Genomic DNA, 24,977 nt, shown 5'->3' with positions numbered 1-24,977 from the left:
AACAATTTTTTGATCCCTGATTATTTCGGCTGGATAACAAATGATCTGATGCCCATAACAATCAATAACTGGCCAACTGCATAAGTACCCATAATCAAGATTCCTGCTTCTGGAAATTCCATGTAAAATCTATCAATTGCTAAAACACCATCTGAAATAAAGAATAAGGTCGCGCCGATCATTACTTGCCAAAAACTAGAATTCTGGCATTTCCCAAATCTTTCTCTAGCTGTATTGACCATCGAAACAATCGTGATGACATAAATAATCACAGGAATTTTTAGGACTCCGAGGTTGGGTTGAATAAGGTAATACACGAAAGCTGCGAGAATAAAAAAAGGAAGGCTTAGCAAAAAGGATTTGATAAAGTTGATTTGCCCGATTTCTCCGGGATTTTTTTGGGCTACTTTAAATCCGATAATGTAGCAGATATGTGCCAAAAGAAATGCTCCCAAACCATAGGCGAAGAGGTTTGGCCACAAAAGAAGCACGTCTCCTATCCATGAAAAAACCAATGCTCCCAAAATTGATTTTGTTAAAAGTGTGCTGGCTATTGGTTTTGTGATTTGAAAAAAATATATTAATAAACCAATAATTATCAATGGTTTAGAGAAATAACGTAATTCTTGTTTCTTCTCAAGAATAAAAGATAAGTCCACTAAAGTGGCAAAGAGAAAGAGGTAAAGCCAGGCAAAATTTTTATTTCTCAAGACGTATTAAATTTTGTGTTTTTGACAGAATCTGAACTTTTGAAGCATCATAAATGCAATGTAATGAAATGATATTTTGGTTATTGGTGAATTTACAATTTCATAACACTCGATTCAAAGACATTAATAATGTTTCAAAAATCAAGGAATGAATTCAAATTTTTGATAAAGAAATGGAAGAAATTTTAAGAAAAAGAAAATTTTATTCGCTCAGACATATTATTTAATTGTTAAAAAGTGTGAAATTTGAACAGTGAAACTTAACAATAACTACCCCGAAATACCGCATCTCAATTTTACTTTTGCACAAGAATTATTTCAAACCAACTTATATCAAAACAAATTAATTATGAGGCAAAATTTACTGAAAAATTTGTTGTCGATTATTTTCCTTGTTGTGAGTTGTGGTGTAGCTTTTTCGCAAGGCGTCACTACTGCAAACATTCAAGGATCTGTCATTGACGAATCAGGGGAATCTCTTCCCGGGGCAAACATTGTAGCAACACATGAGCCTTCAGGTACTCGCTACGGTGCTGTGAGTAATTTAGAAGGAAGATTTTTTCTTCCAAACATGAGAGTAGGTGGTCCTTATCATGTTGTTGTTTCTTTTGTGGGATTCGAAGAAAGAGTTTTTGATGGGATTGTACTTGGGTTGGGTTCTACCTATACTCTAAATGTTCAATTGTCAGATGGATTGGAATTGGATCTTGTGGAAGTTGTTGCAACTAAGGATGCAATCATGAATTCAGATAGAACAGGAGCGGCTTTGAACCTTAATAATGAAAAGATCAATTCCTTGCCAACTGTAAACAGAAGCATCAACGATTTCACTCGCTTAACTCCTCAATCTAATGGGACTTCATTTGCAGGTACCTCAAGCAGGTTTAATAACTACACGATTGATGGTAATATTTACAACAATAACTTCGGCCTAGGATCAGGTCAGTTTGCTGGAGCAAATCCAATTTCCTTGGATGCTATCGAAGAAGTTCAAGTAAACTTAGCTCCTTTTGATGTAAGACAGGCAGGTTTTACAGGAGCATCTGTCAATGCGATTACTAAATCGGGAACAAACAATTTTTCAGGATCCGCCTATTATTTTCTTAGAAATGATCAAATGATCGGTGATAAAGTTGGAGATACTAGATTAAACGTAGGTGATTCTAAAAACGAAATTGCCGGTTTTAGATTAGGTGGTCCAATCATTAAAAATAAAGTATTCTTCTTTGTTTCTTATGAAAAGGAGACGGAAGCTGTACCAAGCTTTACTAAAGTTGCAGCACGTCCTGGACTTGAACCAGATGGTTTAACAGTATCAAGAGTACCGGCTTCCCAATTGGATTTTGTGAGAGAAAGCCTTTCTCAATTGTATGGATACGAGACAGGTCCTTATGAGAATTATGCATTTGCTTCAGAACAAGAAAGATTTAATGCGAGACTTGACTGGAATATCAATGACAATCATAAAGTATCCTTACGTTACAATAATTATTCAGCGTTTACTGATGTACCTACTAACGGAAACTCTGTAAGGTATATTTCTACGAGATATAGAAATACAAACAGAACAGGGATCGAGGCGATGAATTTCAGAAATGCAAACTATACAAACGATAGAAAAGTACAGTCTTGGGTTGCTGAAGTTAACTCCAGAATTGGAGTAAATATGTCAAATCAAATCAACGTAGGATATACATCTATTACAGATCCTAAGAGAGGTATTCCAGGTGGGCAAAACTTCCCTTTCATAGAAGTAATGGAACCAGATGCATCTGGTAATCTCCTTTATTATATGTCTATGGGTAACGAATTGTTTACCGTAGGTAATCTTTTAGAGAATAATATCTTCAATTTCACAGATAATTTCTCCATTTATAAAGGAAATCATACTTATACTTTCGGGGTGAATTTTGAATATATGACTTTCAAAAATGCATTCAACCCTGTCTTTAACGGTTTCTATAGATTCAATTCTTATGATGATTTTGTAGCAACTGTAATTAATAAAACACCTGGTTCATATCCTGAGGCTTTTGCAAAAGGGTATGCATTGGATGGTTCTACAACTCCTCCAGTAGATAATACCAAGTTTGGACAAATAGGTTTTTATGTGCAGGATGAATATCAAGTAACACAGAACTTAAAAGTTACAGGTGGTTTAAGAATTGACTTTCCATTCTACCCAATCGACATTCCTTCAAATGATCTGTTAGATGATTTGAACAAAACTTTTGAAACGCCTGATGGAACAATTACTCCTGATGTAAGCCAATTCCCAAAAGTGAATCCATTGTGGTCTCCAAGAGTTGGTTTTAACTGGGATGCAAAAGGTGATAGAACGACTCAAGTGCGTGGTGGAACTGGTATATTCTCAGGTAGAATTCCTTTTGTTTGGTTATCTAATCAAGTAAACGGTTCGGGTGTTGTTAGAGGTGGCCTTGGATATGAGGGTGAAGATGTTGTAGATGCTTTAGGCCCTAATTATGTTTTCAATCCGGATGTTACTTATGGTAATCCTGAAAATCCTGGTCAATCATTATCTAATGAATTAAACCTTACTGATAAGAATTTTAAACTTCCACAAGTTTGGCGTTCTAATCTAGCTGTAGACCAGGTATTACCTTTCGGAATTATAGGAACGCTTGAGTTTATTTATTCAAAAGACGTTTCTACTCCAATCGCCTATAACCCTGTAGTTAGAACTCCGGATGGTACTTTTAATGGTCCGGATCAAAGACCATATTGGAATGGCACAAACTATTCTAATGATTCAGACTTTAGAAATGTATTCTACTTGACAAATGCCCAGAAAAAAGCAGACTATTACTCACTAACTGCTCAGTTACAAAAGCAGTTTGATAATGGTTTCTCTACAATGGTAGCATATACACGTTCTAGATCAAGAGATTTAGATGCTTCAAGTGGTTCTCAGGCTATTTCATTATGGCCAGCTACAGTTAAATCTGATAGAAATGATCCTGAACTAAGCTTCGCTGGATTTGATATTCCGAATAGAGTAATTGCAAATATTGCTTATCAAACAGATAATACAACAATATCAATCTTTTACGAAGGATCTGATGCTGGTAGATTCTCTTATTCTTACTCTGGAAACTTCGGAGATGCTTCTAACCGTCTGATGTATATTCCGAACAATGCAAATGAATTGAATTTCCAAGAGTTTTCAGTTGGAGGTAGAACAATCACTGCAGCAGAGCAGGCTCAAATTCTAAATGACTACATAGATCAGGATGAATATTTAAGCCAAAACAGAGGATCTATAGCTGAAAGAAATGGTGCTATTAGACCTTTTGTGAACAGATTCGATTTAAGAATTACTGAAGATTTGGTCTTCTCAAAAGATCAGAAAAATAAGCTTCAGCTTTCTATTGATATCCTAAACATTGGAAATATGTTTAATTCCTCATGGGGAATTCAAAAATTTGCTTTCCAGCAAAACTTACTGAATTATAGAGGAGTGAATAGTGCTGGTCAACCAGAATATAGACTGAATACTATTCCTGGGACTAGTGAATTCCCAACTGAAACTTTCCGAAATACCACTTCAATAGGTGATACTTGGAGAATGCAGGTTGGTGTTAGATATATATTCAACTAATAGTAAAGCAAAACAAATTTTTAAAACACCTCTTTTTAGAGGTGTTTTTTTTTATTTTTATATGTCATGATTTTTAGAACCATATAACTATGAGAAGAATTTTACTGATGTTTTTGGCCTTTGGCCTATCTATTCAAGCCTATTCCCAAACGGATTCATTGATCCTTAAAAACAAGGATTTAATTATTGGAGAAATTAAAAGCATGGATAGAGGCGTTTTGACTATCGAAACAGATTATAGTGATTCCGATTTTAAAATTACATGGGATGGCATTTCCCAGATTTTTTCAAAAGCAAAATACCTAATTACACTTTCCAACGGGAAACGCTACAACGGCACTGTCAATAGCGTGGATGATAAAACGATAGAAATTGACACCTACGATCCCGAGAATTTTTTGTCTTTAAAGAGAAGGAGTAACCAAAATACAGAAGATATAGGAGGCGGTAAGGTCCAGGTTCCCATTGATCAAGTGGTTTACCTAAATGCCTTGGATGATGGGTTTTGGAGCAGGCTTTCTGCTAATATTGACTTGGGATGGAGTTTGACAAAAGCCAACAATCTGAGACAGTTTAATGTAAGAAGTGGCTTGGGTTATTTAGCAGACCGATGGAAAGCGAATAGTACATACAATTCCCTGAGATCTAACCAAGATGAAGTGGATCCTGTAAAGCGAACTGATGCAGATTTTACTTTTAATTACTTCCTTCCTAAAGATTGGTTTTTGCTCTATAACATTACTTTCCTATCCAATACGGAGCAGTTGATCAAGTTAAGAACAGGTAATAAAGTCGGTATCGGTAAATACCTTGTCCATACCAACAAAACCTATTTTGGATTCCAGACTGGGGTCAACTTTAACAATGAAGTTTATTTAGATGATACCCCATCCCGAAAAACAGGGGAAGCCTTCATTGGGTCAGAGCTTAACTTGTATGACATTGGAGACCTCAGTTTATTCAGTCAAGTGGTAGCCTATCCTAGTTTCTCTGAATCTGGCAGATTTAGAACAGACTTTAGGCTGGATGTCAAATATGAATTTTTGGATGATTTTTATGTGAAGCTTGGGACTACCATGAACTATGACAACAGACCTATTGAAGGAGCAACTTCTCTCGATTATATTTTCCAAACTACTGTTGGATGGAGTTTATAAGGTTAGGAAGTAGAGTAGCTTTTTTTTACCTGTTTTTTCTTGGATTAAGTACGAAACTGCTTGCCCAGAATGATACCCTTAAGCTTTCCAACGAAGATGTCATTGTTGGGGAAATCACTTATTTGGACAAAGGAATAATTTTTATCAAGACAGTTTATTCCAATGTAGACATCCAAGTCAAATGGAAAGAAGTGACTTTTTTAAATAGTCCTAGTCGGTTCTTCATCACTTTGGAAAATGGAGAAAGATTGGAAGGTAACCTAAGGTCCATTTCCAAAGACTCTTTGGAAATTCAAGTAATTGATCCTGGAACCAGAACTTTAAAGGTAATCCCCTTGGATGAGCAAAACCGGTTTAAAATCGCAAAAGACGAATTGGTTTTGCTAAATGAAATCAATGAATCATTTGCCAGCAGGTTTAATGGAGACATCAGTTTGGGATTTAATTTGGCTCGATCCAATAAACTCAGACAGTTTTCAGTATTGAGTCATGTGAACTATTCTGGTAGCCGATGGGGTGGAGGAGTATCATTTAATGCCATTCGCTCAATACAGGAATCCACATCTCCCATCAAGAGATATCAGGCAAGTGGAACTGTTCTTTTCTTTTTGCCAAAAGACTGGTTTTTATTGTTTTCTGAAACTCTCTTGAGCAATACACAGCAGCTGATTAAACTGAGAGCAAATACCTTGGTGGGTGTTGGTAAGTACTTAATTCATACCAATCACTCCTATTGGAATCTTCAAGCAGGTATCAACAACAATGATGAGGATTTTATGGGCGATCTGCCATCTAATCAGACTTTTGAAGCCTTCCTCGGCACGGATATAAACTTTTATGATGTGGGAGTTTTTTCCCTCAGTGGTAGTCTGATTGGCTATAAAAGTTTTTCCGAAAAAGGAAGGTATAGGTCCGATGCCGGTTTTAATGTGACGTACAATTTTATTGAGGACTTTTTTTTGAAAGTGGGTGTGTCAATGAACTATGATAACATGCCAACATTGGGAGCCAGTGATTTTGATTATGTGGTGCAAAGTACCCTAGGTTGGAAATTTTAAGTTTTTTAAAGATTCACAAAATAAAACATCACCTTTTTTTTCCATTGATGGGGAAGATTTGCCTCCAGTATCTTTTATCTCATCAAACCAAAAAATATGGAATTAAATTAGCCCTTTGACAACCTTTGATTAATCTGGGTGTTTTAACATCATGCTATATAGTAAAAGGTATCATCATCCGAGCAGCAAAGAGTGGGTAGTCTTCATTCATGGTGCAGGTGGATCTTCCGTAGTGTGGTTTAAACAGCTGAAAGACTTTCGTGAGCAATATAATCTCATGTTGATTGATTTGAGAGGTCATGGTAAGTCAGCCGATGTGCATCAGGCCATTTGGAATGAAGAATATACATTTGGTGAAATCACAAAGGATATCATTGAAGTTTTGGACTATTGGAAAATCCCGCCTGCTCATTTTGCAGGAGTTTCATTAGGGACCATTCTGGCGAGAAATCTGGCTGAGCTAGAACCTCAACGGGTGAAATCGCTGATTTTAGCTGGAGCTATCACCCGGCTGAATATCCAGTCCAGATTTTTGGTTTTTCTGGGGAATACATTTAAGAAAGTAATTCCTTACATGTGGCTCTACAGTCTGTTTGCTTTTATTATCATGCCGAGAAAGCAGCATTCTGAATCCAGAAACCTATTTATCAATGAGGCCAAAAAGCTTTGTCAAAAAGAGTTTATCCGATGGTTTAAGCTCACCAAAGATATCAATCCACTGCTCCGGTATTTCAAAGAAAAAGCCATTGAAATACCTACTTTATATGTGATGGGGGATCAAGATGTGATGTTTTTGGAACCAGTGAAAAAAATTGTAACGGAACATAAAAATTCAATATTGGAAATTGTCGAAAAGTGCGGCCATGTGGTCAATGTGGAGCAACCTAAACGATTCAACCAATACGCTTTGGCTTTTATCCAAAATCAAATTTAAAACGGAGTACTTTCATTATTTATGAAAAACCAGACTAAGATTATCCTGATTGTAGGGATTGTCCTCATTGTAATCGCAGCTTTTTTATACCCAAGGCTGGACAATCGTAAATCAAACGATACCAGCGTGGCCGCTGCAGGAGCAGGACCAGGTGCACCAACTGCTTTGCCTGTGAAAGTGGTCAAGCTTCAAAAAGAAACGCTGAGAAATCAACTATCTGTTACAGGTACTATTATCCCTAATGAATCTGTGGATTTACGGTCTGAAATTTCAGGATTGGTTACAAGAATCTCATTCAAAGAAGGCCAATATGTAACAAAAGGAACTCCTTTGTTGTATTTGAATGATGACGAGCTTCAGGCTCAATTTCAGCGATTGGAATACACTCAGAAATTGTTTGAAAGTCAGGAAAACAGACAAAAGCAATTGCTGGCTAGAGAAGCGATCAGTCAGGAGGAATATGATATTGTATTGAATCAGTACAATACGACGCTTTCTGATTTGAAACTGGTAGAAGCTCAACTTGCCAAAACCATCATCAGAGCGCCATTTAATGGGATTTTGGGTTTGAGACAAGTCAGTGAAGGAAGTGTGATAGGCACAAATGATGTCATCGCCAATTTTGTAAATATCGATCCGATTAAAATCGAATTTTCAATTCCTGAGCGCTATGCAAATCAGGTTTCTGTAGGTTCAACGATTTATTTTTCAAATGAATCTTCTCAGGAAGAAGTTTCTGGCGAGGTGTATGCATTTGAGCCACAGATTGATGCTGCGACCCGAACACTGAAACTCAGAGCGCAAAGTCCGAACAGAGAGCGAAAGTTTCTTCCGGGAATGTTCGTCAGAATTCGATTTGTTTTGGGCGAAACCGAAAATGCATTGATGGTACCTTCAGAATCAGTGATTCCGGAGTTGCAAGGTTATAAAGTTTTTGTTGTTGGTGCTGATAATAAAGCTGAAGAAAGATCAGTGGAAATCGGTACTCGTACAGATACTCACGTTCAGATCATTAGTGGTTTGGAAGTGGGAGATCTGGTGCTCACCACTGGTGTTTTGCAAGCAAGACAGGGATCGCCTGTAGAGTACACTCAAATTAACTAACATGGCTAGTTTATCAAATGTAAGTATCAATAGGCCGGTATTGGCAATTGTGATGTCTCTTGTCATCATACTTTTTGGTGCCATCGGTATTTCATTTTTGGGTATCCGGGAATTTCCCAGCGTAGACCCCCCAGTCATCAATGTGCGGACTACTTATGTCGGTGCAAATGCGGATGTTATTGAAGCCCAGATTACCGAACCTTTGGAAGAGGCAATTAATGGTATCCAAGGGATCAAATCTCTTACTTCCACCAGTAATGATGGAGGTAGTAGTATTACTGTGGAATTTGATGTAGGTGCCGATTTGGAAGCAGCTGCAAATGACGTTCGTGATAAAGTGTCAGGAGCACAGCGAAACCTTCCACCAGATGCAGAACCACCTGTAGTTTCCAAAGCAGATGCGGATTCTCAGCCTATCGTGTTTTTGAATGTAAAGAGTGACGAAAGAAGCCTTTTGGACCTTTCAGACATCGCTCAAAATATATTTAAAGAAAGATTGCAAACTATCCCTGGAGTCAGTAGAGTTCAGATTTGGGGTGAGAAAGAGTATGCAATCCGCTTGAGAATGGACCCGTTGAAGATGGCATCCTATGGCGTTACTCCTCTGGATGTGCTTTCAAAAGTTCAAAGTGAAAATGTGGAACTTCCATCAGGAAGAATCGAAGGAGAGACCATTGAACTTTCTGTAAGAACTAAGAGTAGGCTAAGTAGTCCACAGGAGTTCAATTCCTTGATCATCAAAGAAGATCAAAATAATATCGTCCGCTTTCAGGATATAGGTACAGCCGAATTAGCAGCTCTTAATGAGCGAACAGTTTTAAAGCGGGATGGTGTCCCGATGGTAGGGGTAGTTTTGGTACCACTTCCAGGATCAAACAACATTGAAATCGTAGATGAATTTTATAGAAGATTGGAATTCATCAAAAAGGATCTCCCTGCTGATGTAGGATTGGAGATCGGATTTGACTCTACGGATTATATCAGAAGTTCAATTGCTGAAGTTCAGGAAACTATCATCACGGCATTTATCCTAGTGGTAGCAATTATCTTCCTTTTCTTGAGGGATTGGAGGACTACCTTTATTCCTGTATTGACCATTCCTATTTCTTTGATCGGGGTGTTTTTCATCATGTATTTGATGGATTTCTCGATCAATGTTTTGACCCTTTTGGGTATAGTGCTCTCCATTGGACTCGTCGTCGATGACGCCATTGTGGTCTTGGAAAATATCTATGCACGAATAGAAAAGGGTGAAAAACCTATGGAAGCTGCGAGACAAGGTTCTGAAGAAATCTTCTTTGCCGTAATTGCAACTACAGTCGCTCTTGCAGCCGTATTCCTTCCAGTAATTTTCTTGACAGGTACCACAGGTCGACTATTCCGTGAATTTGGCATCGTGGTAGCTGGATCTGTAATCATTTCCTCTTTTGTAGCCTTGACTATGACTCCAATGTTGAGTTCAAAATTGTTAAAGCGAAGAGAAAAGCACAATCGATTCTACAATGCCACTGAGCCAATCTTTGTTTGGCTAAACGATGGATATGACAGAATGCTCAGTGGATTTATGAAATTCAGATGGGTTTCATTCCTATTAATAGGATTTATGGGTTTAGGGATTTATTGGTTGTTTAATCAAATCCCAAATGAATTGGCTCCAGTAGAGGATCGTGGAGAAATCCGAATTCAATTGAGCGGCCCTGAAGGAGCTACTTTTGGCTACATGGACCGAGTAATTGATGAAATGGTGGCTGATTTCAAACAAAATTTCCCACCTGATGAGGTGACTGGTTTGATTTCAGTAACATCTCCTGGTTTCGGTTCTTCGAGTACTAACTCAGGTTTCGTAAGATTTATTTTGACCGATGCGGAAAACAGAGAATCTACTCAGAAAGATTATTTCAATGCGATAAATGCCAAATTGAAAGACTATACAGCGGTACGGGCTTTTGCTTCACAACCGCAATCAATTGGTGATAGAAGAGGTGGTTTGCCTGTTCAATATGTACTTCAGGCTCCAACTTTGGAAAAATTGAAAGAAGTGATTCCTACTTTCATGGAAGAAGTAGGGAAAAGTCCAGTATTCATTTTCTCTGATATCAACTTGAAGTTTACCAAGCCAGAATTAGAAATTGAAATCGACCGGGCGAAAGCCAGAAATATTGGAGTTTCAGTTCAGGAAATAGCCAGAACACTTCAGCTTTCTTATTCAGGACAGCGATTTGCATATTTCATTAAAAATGGAAAGCAATATCAGGTTGTTGGTGAAATGAGACTGGAAGACAGAAACGAACCGATTAACCTAAGAATGCTCTATGTAAGAGCTGAAGATGGAAATTTGGTTCAGTTGGACAACTTGGTAACAGTAAAGGAAAAAAGTACTCCTCCCCAGTTATACAGATTTAATAGATTCGTGAGTGGAACCGTTTCAGCCAACTTGGCGGATGGTTACACGATTGGAGATGGTTTGGATGAGATGGATAGAATCGCAGCTGAAGTTTTGGATGATTCATTCTCTACCGATGTAGCAGGAGCTTCCAAAGAATTCAGAGAGAGTTCTAACAGTTTGCTTTTTGCATTCCTTTTTGCACTTATCTTGATCTACTTGGTTCTTTCCGCTCAGTTCGAAAGTTTCTTGGATCCTTTGACCATTATGTTTACTGTGCCTCTAGCGATTTTTGGAGCATTGTTTACTCTTTGGGCTTTAGGGTTCACATTGAATATTTTCAGCCAGATTGGTATAATCATGTTGATTGGTCTGGTGACCAAAAACGGTATTTTGATCGTGGAATTTGCCAACCAGCGAAAAGCTAGTGGAATGTCAGTCTATGAAGCAATCTATGGTGCAGCAGTAGCACGTTTCAGACCAATCTTGATGACAAGCTTGTCCACAATTCTAGGGATTTTACCAATCGCACTTGGTCTAGGTGCAGGAGCAGAAAGTAGGGTTCCAATGGGAGCTGCTGTTATTGGAGGTTTGACCTTCGCGACGATTCTGACTCTTTTTGTCATCCCAGCTATTTATACTTATCTCACTTCCAAAGAAGGAAGATTAGCCAGAATTTAATGAAGAAATTGATTGCCATGCTCTTCGTGAGCAGCATAGGATCTGTAGTATTTGCACAAAGCCAGGAATCTTTGGACTTGGAAAAAGCCATCCAGATTGGATTGGAAAAAAACCTGGACATTAAGATTGCAGTAGAGAATATCACTGTAAACGAAACAAACCAAAAGATTGGGGTAGGGGATTATTTCTTGCCACAATTGGATGCTACCTATGCAAGGAATTTCAGTAATGAAGATGTAGAGCAACGTTTCGTCAATGATCCGGAACCGAGAACGATTGACGGAGCGAAGTCCAGAACCGAGAATTTCTCAGTAGTTGCTATTTATGGTTTTCAGCCAGAAAATATCGTGGTAATGAAGCGATTGGGACAGCTGACAGAAATTTCTGAACTTGATGCAAAAATCGTAGTCGAAAATACGGTAGCCTCAATTTCTTCTGCTTACTATCGATTGGTTTTGGAACTTCAACGCTATGAGGTTTTAAAGAGAACTCTTGAGTTGAGTCAGTCCAGGTTAGACATCGCAGAGGCGCAGTATCAACTTGGAGGCGCTGGAAAGCGAGACTTCCTGACCGCTGAGGTGGATTACAATTCAGATTTGACGCTTTTGGTAAACCAGGAGCAAATCATCAATGCAGCAAGAATTAACTTGAACGAGTTAATGGCACTTAGTCCAGATACTCAATTCGCTGTCAATGACACAATCACAATTGGAGAGCCTTTGCAGCTTATAGAATTGGAAGAAAATGCATACATCCAGAATAAGCAATTGTTGATTACCCAGCGTCAGGAAAATGTAGCTTTCCTTCAAATGAGAGAACTGCAAGCTTCCAGACTCCCTCAAATTAACCTGACCGGCACCTATGTGAATAACACTTCTAATTCAGATGCAGGGTTCTTGCTTCAAAACCAAAGACAGGGTTTGAATTTTGGAGGGAATGTTACCATGAACCTGTTCAGTGGATTGACTTTGAACAGAAGGATCCAGAATGCAAAAGTCCAGCAAAAAATGCAGGGATTGGCTTTAGATCAATATGAAATCCAGCTAAAATCTGATATCCATCGGGCGTTCAACACTTATATGACCAACAAGAACCTGTTGGAAATTGAAAAGAAGAATTATGAAGTGGCCAAAGAGAACACTGATATTGCTTTGGAAAGATTCAGATTGGGAATTTCTTCTTACTTAGAATTTAGAGATGCCCAGGTAAATTTACTGACAGCAGAAAACAGATTGATTACCTCAATTTTCAATATCAAAGAAATGGAAATTGAACTAATGAGACTCTCCGGCAAGATCTTTTTTGAAAACAGTTACGAAGAGCTAGACTTACCTACCGAGAACTAAGAAATATTTTGAGCCTGATTTAATCAGGCTCATTTTTTTATTTGCTTTTTTTAAGAAATGCTTAATAATTCTTTTGGCATAGCATTTGCCAAATGCTGCAATCGAGAAACATCCGGATCAAAATCGATCCTTTTGCATGAAGAAAGCAGTAGTCTTATTTATATCAGTTATGTCCCTTCTGATCTTTGGGGTGCAATGCACCTTCTTAGAAAAGAATTTTGGGAGAATGCTGGATAAGGACGAGTATATCCTGGATCTACCGGGAATCAAAGCCAGAGGCTTTATTCGTGCAGCAGTGGATAACAATTCTACGGGTTATTACATTTATCGCGGCAGACGAATGGGCTATGAATACGAGCTCCTTCGTGATTTATCCAAAAGACTTCAAGTTCAACTTCGATTGGTTCTTGTGTCAGACATCGACAAAGCTTTCGAATATTTAGAGGAAGGACAAGTGGATCTGATTGCAATGAATTTGGAGAAAAATGCTGAAAGAACTGAACGAGCTGAGTTTACCATTCCTTTAGGTAAAATGAGTACCGTTCTTGTAGGGAAGAAATCCTCAAATAAGATTAATTCTTGGGAAGATATCGCAGGCGACACCATTGTTGTGCGCCAAGGATCCATCTATAAATCCCAGCTCTGTGCCGTCAAAGATTCAACGCAGGTTCAGTTTACGGTCCTTGAGAGCACAGAACATGAAGAGGCTTTAATCGACCAAGTGGTCAAAGGAGAGATCAAATGGACCGTTGCGGATCAAAATATTGCACAGGCAAATGCGACTTATTACGAAGGGTTGGATATTTCTTGGAAAGTAGACCAAGAAGGGGAAGTATCATGGGTTGTCCGTAAAAATTCTCCTCAACTTCTGACTTCTTTGGATGAATGGGTGGAGGATAAACAGGCTCGTTTTATTCCGGATTTGTACGCAAAATATTTCCTAAACTCAAAAAACAGCTATTTCCGATCAACAAGTCCTTTTTCATCATTAGCGGGAAATAGAATTTCTGAATTTGATGAATTGATTAAGAATGGTGCAGAGCAATTGGGTTGGGATTGGAGACTTTTAGCTTCCTTGGTTTACAAAGAATCCCGATTTGATACCACTGCAACTTCTTATGCTGGGGCGACGGGACTGTTGCAATTAATGCCCGTTACTTTGGAGCGGTTTGGGGTGGATAATCCCCATGATCCAATTGAATCCCTTACAGGAGGAGTGCGGTATCTACGGTACCTAGATAAATTTTGGATGGAGCGAGTTCCGGAAACAAACGAGCGAATCAAATTCATTTTAGCCTCATACAATATAGGCCATGGCCATGTGGAGGATGCGTGGCGTTTGACCATGAAATATGGAGGAAATACCCAAAGCTGGGAGGATGTCTCAGAATTTTTGGATTTAAAATCCGACCCTAAATATTACAAGGACCCGGTTGTAAAAAGCGGGTTTGCAAAAGGGCATCTAGCAGTAAATTACGTGAAAGATATCATGAGTATCTTTGACTCCTACAAAGCTTTGGTTCAGCCTTAAGCGCCTTCGTGCAATTCAAATAGCGCTTCCACTTCCACAGGGATATTATCTGGCAAAGAGCCCATTCCAACTGCAGATCTCACACCTATCCCATTTTCAGTTCCCCAAACGGAAGCGAATAATTCGCTGCAGCCATTGATCACATAAGGGTGTTTTAAAAAGTCGTGGGTACAGTTTACCATTCCCAAGACTTTTATGACGCGCTTGACCCGATTCAATGATCCTAGGTTTTCTTTAATCGTAGCTAGCATAGCTAGTCCTACCTGCCTAGCAGCAAGTTTACCTGCCTCAATATCCAAGTCCTGGCCAATTCTACCGATGATAAGGCTACCATCGTCTTGAACAGTTCCATGCCCGGATAAATACAGGTATTTGCCATCGATAAGGCAAGGTTTATATACTCCCAATGGTTTTGGAGCGGGCGGTAAATTCAGACCAAGTTTTGAAAAGTTGCTTTCAGGGGTTTCCATGAGCTAGATTTTTTATTTATACAAATAGATTCAAAATAAGGACACCAATCAAGCCAATAACTGCTACCAAGGTCTCCATTAAGGACCAGGTTTTAATGGTGTCTTTGATCGAAACGTTGAAGAATTCCTTATACATCCAGAATCCTGCATCGTTGAAGTGGGAGAACATCAAGCTTCCTGCCCCAATTGATAAAACCAAGAGGTTTGGGTCCACATTCATGGTTGTCACCAAAGGAGCAATGATTCCTGCTGTAGTTAATCCAGCAACAGTGGCTGAGCCAACACAAACTCTAATTATTGCTGTAATGATCCAAGCTAAAATGAGAGGTTGGATGTTCCATGTGCTTAAACCATCAGCGATTACCTGACTCACGCCGGTATCCGTAAATATCTGTTTCAAAGCCCCTGCTCCAGCTACGATCAATAAAATCATAGCGATATCCTTGGTAGCGATGGTATAAATATCCATCAGCTGAGTCATTTTATACTTTCTCCTCAAACCCAAAGTATATGTGGCTACCAAAACGGAAATCAACATTACGATTCCGGGATTGGCCACAAATTCTATAAAGGGTGCAACACCACTATCAGGACTGATATTCAAATTTAAAGCCGTCATTCCCACCAAAAGGAAAACCGGTAATAAGGCAGTAAAAAAGCTGTTGAAAGCTCCTGGAAGCTCTGATTCGGGTCTTGTCTCCGCCTGAAATGTTTTCAGAGGGCTGGCTTTTACATTCTTCAGTGTTTTGGCGAAAATTGGACCAGCAACAATAATCGTTGGGATGGCAACAATAAATCCATAGAATAAGGTTAATCCCATATTGGCACCAAACTGCGCCACCAAGGCTGCAGGAGAAGGGTGAGGGGGAAGGAACCCATGAGTGACAGAAAGGGATGCCAAAAGAGGAATTCCAACGTACACTGCAGAGATTTTGTACTGATAGGCTACTGTAAAAGCCAAAGGCACCAAGAGCACAAAGCCTACATTATAAAATAAAGGGATACCAACCACCAAACCGGTTATTGACATTGCCCAGGTAATATTTTTCTCTCCGAAAATCGCCATCAAGAACCCTGCGATTCGCTGGGCTGCACCACTTTCTGCCACTAGTTTGCCTAGCATGGCTCCCATCACAATCACAATAACCAAATCTCCTAGTAAATTGCCCATTCCTTTTTGGACTGAACCGGCGATTTCATTGGCAGGAAGTCCTAAGAGCAAGCCTGCGGCGATTGAAGCAATGATAAAAGCAAGAAAGGGATTGAGTTTTGCCCAGACAATCAGTAAAACAAGGATGGCAATACTAAGGAGGACAAGTAGGATGGTCATAGGTTAGTGGCGGGTTTATCGACCAAGATAAAAATTTTGCAGGAAAGGCCGTTTCCATCCTGAAAAAAGCAATAGATAAATTTAAAATTTGATGAATTTAAGGGTTTTTCTGTTCGTGCTTTCGAGGATTTGGATCAAATAAATTCCAGGCTTTAAACTGCTGAGTTTTCTGGAAAATTCGAGTTTCTCATAAGTGAAGGATTCGATAACTCTTCCTTGAAAATCAAGAATAAGGATTTTTTGAGGATGAAAATATCCAGGGATATGAAGTTGTATTTCTTGGGTACCCAGATGAGGATTAGGGAAAATAAAGTAGTCTAATTCTTGATTTCTATTGCCTTCCATTCGAAAAACTTTGCTCCATTTTTCTGAACCATCTGAGTCATTGTACTTGATTTGATAAAAAATTTCTTCAGCTAATGGAGGAATATTTCTGTCCTCAAATTCAAACAGACCCAACTCATTTTCAATTTCCTCGTTATTCAACACACCTACCAGAAACTTTTCTTCTTTCAAGCTTTCAAATCGGTAAATTTCAAAACTTGATTTTGGCATAATTCCCGTGGCTTTCCAATAGATTTTAGCATGCGGCCCAAGATAAATGGCCCTAGTTTCTAACCAAGTAATCGGTAAAACTGAGAGCGTTCTATAGCTCCCAACTGTGAAGTTAATTCCAGCTAAATCGTTAAAAGTTAAGTTTCTTCTAGCCCAAAGTTCAATAGGATCCAATCCAGGGAGATGTGAACCAGGGGCGGCATATCCTGTTCCTACGATTCTCAAATCATCCACTTGATCCACAATCAATTTGTCTGCAGATATTCGTAACTCCAATAAATTGGTGGAAAGATTGAGACCTGAAAACTGGAAATAGCTGAAAAGGCGATATAAAATAGGCGTACCGTCATTGTCTGAAAAAGAGGAATTGTATTCTGCTCCCTTATATTCAGTGAAAGAGATTTGAAGATTACCACCAGCAGATAATCCCAATAACTGGACTTTTCTGATCCCGCCTTGATAAACATCTTCGAATGGAAAAGTAGCATTTGAAGCATTTAGAAGTAGAGGCGAGCCAAAATAGGTAAAGAGACCAACATTTTTCCAAGACCCTCCAGAGTATGATAGTTGACTTGTTAGTGAGGTATTGATGCTCAAATCATTTCCCCGAAGGTCCAATACTCCAGAAATTAATTCCAATTCATTTAAGACTGAAACGTCTTGCTCAAACTTAATATTTCCATCAGATTTATTACAGGTTAGATTTCCGACTGCCAATCCAAACCCAGTAACGTCTTGGTTTTCAGCGCCTGAAAACTCCAACCTTGTAGAAGCCAAAAGAAAGTTTCCTGATCCGGTTTTGGTAAGATCTCCTGAAATATTGAGGTAAGTTGGAAATGAAAGATTTTGTGTTCCTTGTAACTCTAGGTCGTGAATAGATGTTGGTGTGGAGGAAGTAAGATAAGATTTGGAGAGAAAGTTTTGTGCAGAAACAGTGTTCCTATAAATCAGTTTCCCATTCAAAAGTAGGTTGGTAGCTTCAATTTGCGGCGAGATGCCTTCTAGTATGAGTTGACCACCTTCCTGTAAGTCAAATAAGGAAGCGCTATTTGTTCCAGATCGGAATAGAATACCAGAATTACATTTTGAAAGGAGAGTCCCTCCTGATTCAATTACAAAATCCCCAAAATTGCTGGCTCCATAGCTAGTTTCATTATTAAAAGAAAAAGTGGAGCAAGTATTCGGAATGACAGAGGTATCCAGAGTTTGAACTACAGTTCCAGATTTAATAGTAAATTTTAGAGCTTTGAAAGGCTCTTCAATTTGAAGCAAAACACCAGGTCCGGGATCAAATTCAACAGCGTATCTACTATTTGTCGAGAAACCACTCCAAGAGTTCTTTGGAATGATTGTTCTAGATGAACCTCTAAAAATAATTTTGCTGTTTATGGAATTTCCGATCCAGTTTTGACTATTCCAAGTTCCAGACGGAGTTCCTGGAGCTGCTCCTGAGAAAGCATTCAAAGAGCCATATACCTCTAGTTGGTAGCCATTTAAATTTAACTTTTGATTTGCACCAGTTTCTGCATTGATGAACACATTTTTTACTTGTTCATTCCCTACCAAGCGAAGTGTATGAGTTTGATCAATGTAAATATCTGTAGACGAATTGGGTTTCGAAATTGCCGGGATCCAAGAACCTCCTGTGAAAGTATTCCAAGTGCTCAAAACTGAATAATCTCCAGATTGAACTGTTTTATATGAACCAATTTCTTGAGATAGGATCTTCTCTTCAAAGGCACAAACCAATAAAACTGCCATAAGAATCCTGTATATTCGGCAGAGAAAAAAATCCTGAATAGAATTGTATGTAGCCTTTGCTATCATAAAAAAACTATTTAAAAAGTGTAACTAATATAATAAATATGAAACTGAAAAAGAAGAGTTTCTTTCATTTATTTTTATGTTTTGTACTGATGCTCATTAGTTTACCTAATCTGTCAGCACAGCAATACCGAATTAGCTTGCTTACCTGTGATGCCGGGGATGAGTTGTATTCAGCTTTTGGTCATAGCGCCGTTCGCGTCATGGATCTACAGGGTGGAAGAGACCTGGTCTTTAACTATGGTACATTCAATTTTAAGACTCCAAACTTCTATGGGAAATTTGCTTCAGGGAAGCTTGATTACATGTTGAGTGTAAGTACCTATCGGGATTTTATTTACGAGTATGAGTACTTCGAGCGAAATGTCCGGGAGCAGGTTTTGGACTTGAATCCTGAGCAAAGTAGAGATTTGGTGAATTTTCTTGAGATCAATTACCTTCCGGAAAGGAGAAATTATCGCTATGAGTTTTTCTTTGACAACTGTGCTACACGAATTAGAGATGCACTGGAGCAGGTTTTGGGTGACCAATTGATCTGGCAAGACGGGGAGCAAGAAGGAGTGGAGAAAACATTCCGGGAATTGATTGACGAAAAGGTATTATATATGCCCTGGGCAGATCTTGGAATCGATATAGCTTTAGGTTCAGTTATTGACCGAGATGCCGCACCTCGAGAAGAGCAGTTTTTGCCTCAATACATGGAAGAAGCTTTTGCTAGAGCTGAGATTCAGGGTGATGGGCCAACGAGGCCTTTGGTAAAAGAAAGTCTGTCGATTCTGGATTTTGGAGACAAGGAAAAAAGTATGGGTTTGATGAATCCTTATCTGCTTTTTTGGGTTGTGGCCATTCTTTTTACAGCTATCACATTTATTGGTTTCAAAAAGAAAAAACTCCTTCTAGGTTTTGATTTAGCGCTATTTGGGCTTCTGGGGATAATAGGGTTGGTGTTGGCTTATCTTTGGATATTTTCAGAAATCCCTTCTACTAAATGGAACTGGAATATTTTATGGGCTTTTCCAGGACATTTGATTTTGATCCCTGGATTGATGGCTAAGACTCTGAAGCCTTGGGTTAGGAAATATCTGCTTTTCGCTTTAATCCTGGCCGATGCAGCTGTGGTTTTCTGGATTTTAGGATGGCAGTCTTTTCATCCAAGTTTGATCCCGCTGTTTTTGGTTATCATCCTTCGGACCAATTACCTCTACTACAACATCGCTCGTTATAGGACAGTTGCTGTCTGATATCTCGATGATTTTAAACTTTTCGTATGTGTTTGCGTGTTGGAAAAGCTAAGATTAAACCATGGAATTTAAATTAACTTCAGAATATCAGCCCACAGGGGATCAGCCTACCGCAATCAAGAAATTGACTGAGGGGGTTGAATCAGGTGAAAAAGCTCAGGTTTTACTGGGAGTAACAGGTTCTGGAAAAACATTTACCATCGCCAACTTAATCCAAGAGGTTCAAAAACCTACTTTGATTTTGAGCCATAACAAGACTTTGGCAGCACAGCTTTATGGTGAGTTCAAACAGTTTTTTCCTGAGAATGCTGTCGAATATTTTATTTCATATTACGATTATTATCAGCCAGAGGCATTTATTCCAAGTTCAGGGACCTATATAGAAAAGGATCTATCCATCAATGAGGAAATCGAAAAACTTAGATTAAGTGCCAGTTCCAGTTTGCTTACCGGGAGAAGAGATGTAATTGTGGTTGCCTCTGTTTCCTGTATTTATGGTATAGGAAACCCTGTGGAATTTGGCAAAAATGTGATTCGACTTCAGGAAGGAGACAGAATTCCCAGAAATCAACTGCTTTTCAAACTGGTAGATATTTTATACAGCCGTACTCAGCATGATCTGACTCATGGTACTTTTCGAGTCAAAGGAGATACAGTTGACATCTTTGTGGCATATGCCGATTGGGGCTATCGTATATTTTTCTGGGGAGATGAGATTGAAGCAATTCAGCGAATCGATCCTATTTCCGGGAAAAAATTAAATGACGAAAAGATCATTTCTATTTTCCCAGCAAACCTATTTGTAACTGGAAAAGACACTTTGCAAACAGCGATTCATGAAATCCAACATGATATGGTGGATCAAGTGAATTTCTTTGAAAAGGAAGGAAAGTTTTTGGAGGCGAAAAGGCTGCAGGAACGAACAGAGTTTGACTTAGAAATGATTCGAGAGCTGGGTTATTGCTCAGGAGTAGAGAATTATTCACGTTATTTTGACCGCAGGAAACCTGGCGATAGACCTTTCTGCCTTATTGATTATTTCCCGGACGATTTTTTATTAGTGATCGATGAAAGTCATGTGACTGTGCCGCAGGTTCGGGCTATGTGGGGTGGAGACCGTTCCAGAAAAGTCAATCTGGTAGATTTTGGTTTTAGACTGCCTTCAGCTTTGGATAACAGACCTTTGAAGTTTGAGGAATTTGAGCAGCTCACCAATCAAGTGGTCTATGTCTCCGCAACACCGGCAGATTACGAACTTAGCTTGACGGAAGGTGTTGTAGTGGAGCAGATTATTCGTCCAACGGGCTTATTGGATCCAACGATAGATGTTAGGCCAAGCCAAAATCAGATTGATGATTTGCTGGAAGAGATTGATCAGACGATCAAAACCGAAGCACGTGTTCTAGTGACTACTTTGACCAAAAGAATGGCAGAGGAACTCCAAAAGTATTTGGAAAGAGCGGGTGTAAAATCCCGTTATATTCACTCAGAAGTCAAAACTTTGGATAGAGTGGAGATTTTAAGGGAACTTCGGTTGGGGATCTTTGATGTTTTGGTTGGAGTAAACCTATTGAGGGAAGGTTTGGATCTTCCTGAGGTTTCTTTGGTTGCTATTTTGGATGCAGATAAGGAAGGATTCCTTCGGAATGAGCGAAGCTTGGTTCAGACAATTGGTAGAGCAGCTCGAAATCAAGAAGGCCGAGTGATTATGTATGCCGATAAAATTACTCCTTCCATGAAAATGGCTATTGATGAGACCAAGCGAAGAAGAGCTCTCCAAGTGGCCTATAATGAGGAACATGGAATCACTCCAACCACGGTGATCAAGTCTAGAGACAAGATCATGGGACAAACGAAGGTTGCCGATTCAAAAAGAAATGCTAAAATTTATGCTGAGCCAATGCCTGGAGATAGTGTAATGGCAGCAGATCCGGTAGTTCAATATTTGAGTAAGGACAAGTTGGAAAAACTCATTGCTCAGACACAAAAGCAAATGGAAAAAGCAGCCAAGGAGTTGAATTTTATGGAGGCTGCTAGACTGAGAGACGAATGGCAATCACAAAAAGGTAGACTTGAAGAATTGTCCCGAGGGCCGGGAAAATAAGTTGAAAATCAAAAACCATGACCCTTCAGGAAGTAAAAAGCCTTGCCGCAAAAGGGGAGGGTTTGAAAATTGAATTTAAAAAGAAAGCTGCACACCCAGATAAAATCGTTCGGGAGTTGATTGCTTTTGCCAATACAGCCGGAGGGGTTTTGATGATTGGGGTAGATGATGATGGGACCGTTTCGGGACAGCGATTTATTGAGGAAGAAGTTTATGTGATGGAGAAAGCGATCAAAGAGCTGATTTTTCCAGAGTTATCATACGATTTAATTACGCTTCCACTGAACCCTAAGAAAGGAGTGGCAATTTTTAAAATTGAACTAAGTGGCAATCGTCCACATTATTTAAAGTATCAGAATAAAAGACAGGCATTTATCAGAGTTGCCGACCGAAGTGTGCAAGCGAGTATTGAAGTTTGGGAAATTCTCAAAAGGAGTAAATCGCCAAAGGATATGGTTTTTACTTACGGCAGAAAGGAAGAGATACTTTTAAAAGCCTTGAATGAAAAGGAGAAAATCACACTTAAGGAATTTTCTAAATTGGCGAGGATACCAAAATTTTTAGCTTCAAAAACCTTGGTAAGACTTGTTTTGGCTAATGTTCTCAAAATTCATCCACAAGAATCAGATGATTATTTTACGTTAAAAGAGGTGGAAGTTTGATGCCGGTTCTTTCGGTAAAACCCTGATTTCCTTGTAATCCACCTGTATGCAAAAGCAAAATTTTTGATCCTTTTGGAAATTGATCCTTTTCAATCATTTCCCATATAGCATAGACCATTTTCCCGGTATAAATTGGATCTAATATAATTTGGAAATCCTCATAGAAGCCCCAAATAAAATCTATCAAGGTTTCTGTCGATTTTGCATAACCCCCAAAATGATATTCATTTTCAATTTGGAAACTACCTTCTGGTTCGATTTTGTATTTTTTGTATAGATCTTCCATTTCCTCAAAAATCCAATCCCCTTTTAAAGCAGAAATCCCAATCAAAGCTTGAGCAGTATTGATGCTTTTTGCCAGCCCACAAAAAGTCCCTCCGGTACCAATGGGGCAAACTATATATGAAAAATCTGAATCATTCTCTGTGAGAATTTCTTGGGTACCTGCTATAGCCAATTCATTTGTTCCTCCCTCTGGAATCACATAAAAAGAACCGAATTCTTCTTTTAAGCTTTCTAGGAAATCTTTCTCATTTTTTGAACGATATGCCTCCCTACTGATGAATTGCAGATTCATTCCATTGGCTTCGGCATGAAGAAGTGTTGGGTTCAAAGGGAGGATTTTCTCTCCTCTGATGATGCCAATTGATTTTAAACCCAGTGCCTTCGCTGCAGAACTTACGGCAGCAATATGATTGGAATAAGCTCCTCCAAAGGTTAGCACTGTATCTAGATTTTGATTTTTTGCCTGCTCTAGATTGTATTTAAGCTTATAAAATTTATTTCCGGATACTTCAGGGTGAACCAGATCCAGTCTTTTGATCTCAACATGGACTTGTTTTTTGTCAAACAAATCATGGTTTAGAGGTTGATTGAAGATCGGGTTTGCCTGAAGCATTTCGGGGAATTCAAAGATTTTAGTAAAGTTAAGATTGATCCTCCTATTTTTGTACTATGAGTAATATTCCAGAGGAAGACTTTGAGGACGATGAAGTTGAATTGTTTGAGCATTACAGCCTCACTGTAGATAAAGGCCAGACATTAACCAGAATTGATAAGTTCTTAAGTGATAAAATTGCAAATGCTACACGAAACAAAGTGCAGCGTGCAATAGACTTAGGTTCCGTATTGGTGAATGGGAAGCCCACCAAATCAAATTACAAGATCAAGCCGCAAGATGAGATCAAGGTAATGCTGGAAAGTCCTCCCAAGGAAACAGAAGTTTATTCTGAGAATATTGCATTGGATATTGTTTTTGAGGACCAATACCTGATGATTGTTAATAAGCCTCCAGGGATGGTTGTCCACCCAGCTCATGGTAATTGGTCGGGAACTTTGGTTAATGGCTTGGTTTATCATTTTGAGAATCTCCCGGAAATGAAGGGAAATGTGGGAAGACCGGGCTTGGTTCATAGAATTGATAAGGATACTTCTGGTTTATTGGTGATTGCTAAAACTGAAGAGGTCATGACCCATTTGGCGGCTCAGTTTTTTCATCACACCATTGATAGGACTTACTTGGCTTTGGTTTGGGGCGAACCTGAATTGGACGAAGGAACAATTACTGGTCATGTAGGAAGAAGTGCGAAAAACCGCAAAATTATGGATGTGTATCCGGATGGAAGTCAGGGGAAGCATGCCGTTACTCACTGGAAGGTTCTTAAGAGATTGCGATATGTTTCTTTGATTCAATGCAATTTGGAGACTGGAAGGACACATCAAATCAGAGCCCATATGAAATACTTGGGACATCCCTTATTTAATGATGCAATGTACGGGGGAGATAAGATTCGAAAGGGAACACAATTTTCTAAATACAAGACTTTTGTTCAGAATTGTTTTGACTTAATGCCAAGACAGGCCTTACATGCAATGTCTTTGGGCTTTATTCATCCTATTACCAAAGAAAAGGTGTATTATGAAGTTCCTTTACCTTCAGACTTTGCCGCTGTATTAGAAAAATGGGAGTCATATGTCAATTTTGAATAATTTTTACTGATCAAATAATCAATAAAATCGCCTTTTTATTGAAAAAAAATCATTTTTCAATACATTTTGATGCTGATTTAGTAATTCTTTATCCTTCCATTGAAAAATCGTTAAAATTATTACTCTATTTACTCTTCAAATTACCGAATAGATATTTTTCAATCGTTTCCATTAAAAATACTGTAAAAATTAAGTTTATTTTTTAGATAATTTGCAATAATCGTCTTGACCTCCCTATATTTGAATCATCAACAGAGATAAAAGATCTCTTCTGACACA

General features: G+C 38.8%; 17 protein-coding genes. 12 read left to right on the top strand and 5 right to left on the bottom strand.

The window, feature by feature from the left end:
- Positions 1-20: 20 nt before the first annotated feature.
- Complete coding sequence (locus J0A69_RS01775; protein ID WP_206584796.1) at positions 21-710, bottom strand: lysoplasmalogenase; 690 nt, start codon at positions 708-710, stop codon at positions 21-23.
- A gap of 349 nt (positions 711-1,059) precedes the next feature.
- On the opposite strand from J0A69_RS01775, the gene J0A69_RS01770 reads away from it, so the two are divergent.
- From J0A69_RS01770 to J0A69_RS01735, 8 genes are all read left to right on the top strand, one after another.
- On the top strand, positions 1,060-4,329 hold the full coding sequence (locus J0A69_RS01770) for a TonB-dependent receptor (protein ID WP_206584795.1): 3,270 nt from the start codon (positions 1,060-1,062) through the stop codon (positions 4,327-4,329).
- An 89-nt stretch (positions 4,330-4,418) separates the two neighbouring features.
- Complete coding sequence (locus tag J0A69_RS01765) at positions 4,419-5,486, top strand: DUF481 domain-containing protein (RefSeq protein ID WP_206584794.1); 1,068 nt, start codon at positions 4,419-4,421, stop codon at positions 5,484-5,486.
- The gene (locus J0A69_RS01760; protein WP_206584793.1) at positions 5,474-6,544 is read left to right on the top strand and encodes a DUF481 domain-containing protein; all 1,071 of its coding nucleotides are present in this window, start codon (positions 5,474-5,476) and stop codon (positions 6,542-6,544) included. Before J0A69_RS01765 ends, J0A69_RS01760 begins: the two co-directional genes overlap by 13 nt.
- Positions 6,545-6,695: 151 nt before the next feature.
- Positions 6,696-7,478 (top strand): alpha/beta fold hydrolase, encoded by a 783-nt coding sequence (locus J0A69_RS01755; protein WP_206584792.1) that lies wholly within the window; start codon positions 6,696-6,698, stop codon positions 7,476-7,478.
- A gap of 21 nt (positions 7,479-7,499) precedes the next feature.
- Positions 7,500-8,582, top strand: coding sequence for an efflux RND transporter periplasmic adaptor subunit (locus tag J0A69_RS01750; RefSeq protein WP_206584791.1), 1,083 nt, complete (start codon positions 7,500-7,502; stop codon positions 8,580-8,582).
- Between the two features lies 1 nt (position 8,583).
- The gene (locus J0A69_RS01745; protein WP_206584790.1) at positions 8,584-11,646 is read left to right on the top strand and encodes an efflux RND transporter permease subunit; all 3,063 of its coding nucleotides are present in this window, start codon (positions 8,584-8,586) and stop codon (positions 11,644-11,646) included.
- Positions 11,646-12,992 carry a TolC family protein gene (locus J0A69_RS01740; RefSeq protein ID WP_206584789.1) on the top strand — a complete coding sequence of 449 codons (1,347 nt, stop codon included), beginning with the start codon at positions 11,646-11,648 and terminating at the stop codon, positions 12,990-12,992. The genes J0A69_RS01745 and J0A69_RS01740 overlap by 1 nt, the downstream gene beginning before the upstream one ends.
- A 136-nt stretch (positions 12,993-13,128) precedes the next feature.
- Positions 13,129-14,523, top strand: coding sequence for an MltF family protein (locus tag J0A69_RS01735; RefSeq protein WP_206584788.1), 1,395 nt, complete (start codon positions 13,129-13,131; stop codon positions 14,521-14,523).
- On the opposite strand, the gene J0A69_RS01730 is transcribed toward J0A69_RS01735, so the two are convergent.
- The 3 genes from J0A69_RS01730 to J0A69_RS01720 form a co-directional block, all read right to left on the bottom strand.
- Complete coding sequence (locus tag J0A69_RS01730; RefSeq protein ID WP_206584787.1) at positions 14,520-14,993, bottom strand: RidA family protein; 474 nt, start codon at positions 14,991-14,993, stop codon at positions 14,520-14,522. The genes J0A69_RS01735 and J0A69_RS01730 overlap by 4 nt on opposite strands.
- A gap of 16 nt (positions 14,994-15,009) precedes the next feature.
- Positions 15,010-16,323: a gluconate:H+ symporter gene (locus tag J0A69_RS01725; RefSeq protein WP_206584786.1), complete on the bottom strand. Its 1,314-nt coding sequence runs from the start codon at positions 16,321-16,323 to the stop codon at positions 15,010-15,012.
- An 81-nt stretch (positions 16,324-16,404) separates the two neighbouring features.
- Positions 16,405-18,639, bottom strand: a complete 2,235-nt coding sequence (locus tag J0A69_RS01720; protein WP_206584785.1) for a T9SS type A sorting domain-containing protein — start codon at positions 18,637-18,639, stop codon at positions 16,405-16,407.
- Between the two features lie 155 nt (positions 18,640-18,794).
- Here J0A69_RS01720 and J0A69_RS01715 point away from each other — a divergent pair, with 155 nt between their 5' ends.
- The 3 genes from J0A69_RS01715 to J0A69_RS01705 all read left to right on the top strand — a co-directional run bounded on the left by J0A69_RS01715 (position 18,795) and on the right by J0A69_RS01705 (position 22,709).
- A complete protein-coding gene (locus tag J0A69_RS01715) occupies positions 18,795-19,943 on the top strand; it encodes an Lnb N-terminal periplasmic domain-containing protein (RefSeq protein ID WP_236032579.1) in 1,149 nt (382 codons plus the stop codon).
- 61 nt (positions 19,944-20,004) lie between these two features.
- Positions 20,005-22,047 carry an excinuclease ABC subunit UvrB gene (gene uvrB / locus J0A69_RS01710; RefSeq protein ID WP_206584783.1) on the top strand — a complete coding sequence of 681 codons (2,043 nt, stop codon included), beginning with the start codon at positions 20,005-20,007 and terminating at the stop codon, positions 22,045-22,047.
- A 17-nt stretch (positions 22,048-22,064) separates the two neighbouring features.
- The gene (locus J0A69_RS01705) at positions 22,065-22,709 is read left to right on the top strand and encodes an AlbA family DNA-binding domain-containing protein (RefSeq protein ID WP_206584782.1); all 645 of its coding nucleotides are present in this window, start codon (positions 22,065-22,067) and stop codon (positions 22,707-22,709) included.
- On the opposite strand, the gene J0A69_RS01700 is transcribed toward J0A69_RS01705, so the two are convergent.
- Positions 22,684-23,607 (bottom strand): 1-aminocyclopropane-1-carboxylate deaminase/D-cysteine desulfhydrase, encoded by a 924-nt coding sequence (locus J0A69_RS01700; RefSeq protein ID WP_206584781.1) that lies wholly within the window; start codon positions 23,605-23,607, stop codon positions 22,684-22,686. The genes J0A69_RS01705 and J0A69_RS01700 overlap by 26 nt on opposite strands.
- Positions 23,608-23,663: 56 nt before the next feature.
- On the opposite strand from J0A69_RS01700, the gene J0A69_RS01695 reads away from it, so the two are divergent.
- A complete protein-coding gene (locus J0A69_RS01695) occupies positions 23,664-24,698 on the top strand; it encodes an RluA family pseudouridine synthase (protein ID WP_206584780.1) in 1,035 nt (344 codons plus the stop codon).
- The last annotated feature ends 279 nt before the right edge of the window (positions 24,699-24,977 follow it).

This window comes from Algoriphagus pacificus (assembly GCF_017254845.1).
GTDB classification, from domain to species: domain Bacteria; phylum Bacteroidota; class Bacteroidia; order Cytophagales; family Cyclobacteriaceae; genus Algoriphagus; species Algoriphagus pacificus.
Note: the sequence above shows the minus strand (reverse complement) of the source record. Positions and strands in the feature narration are given on the sequence as shown.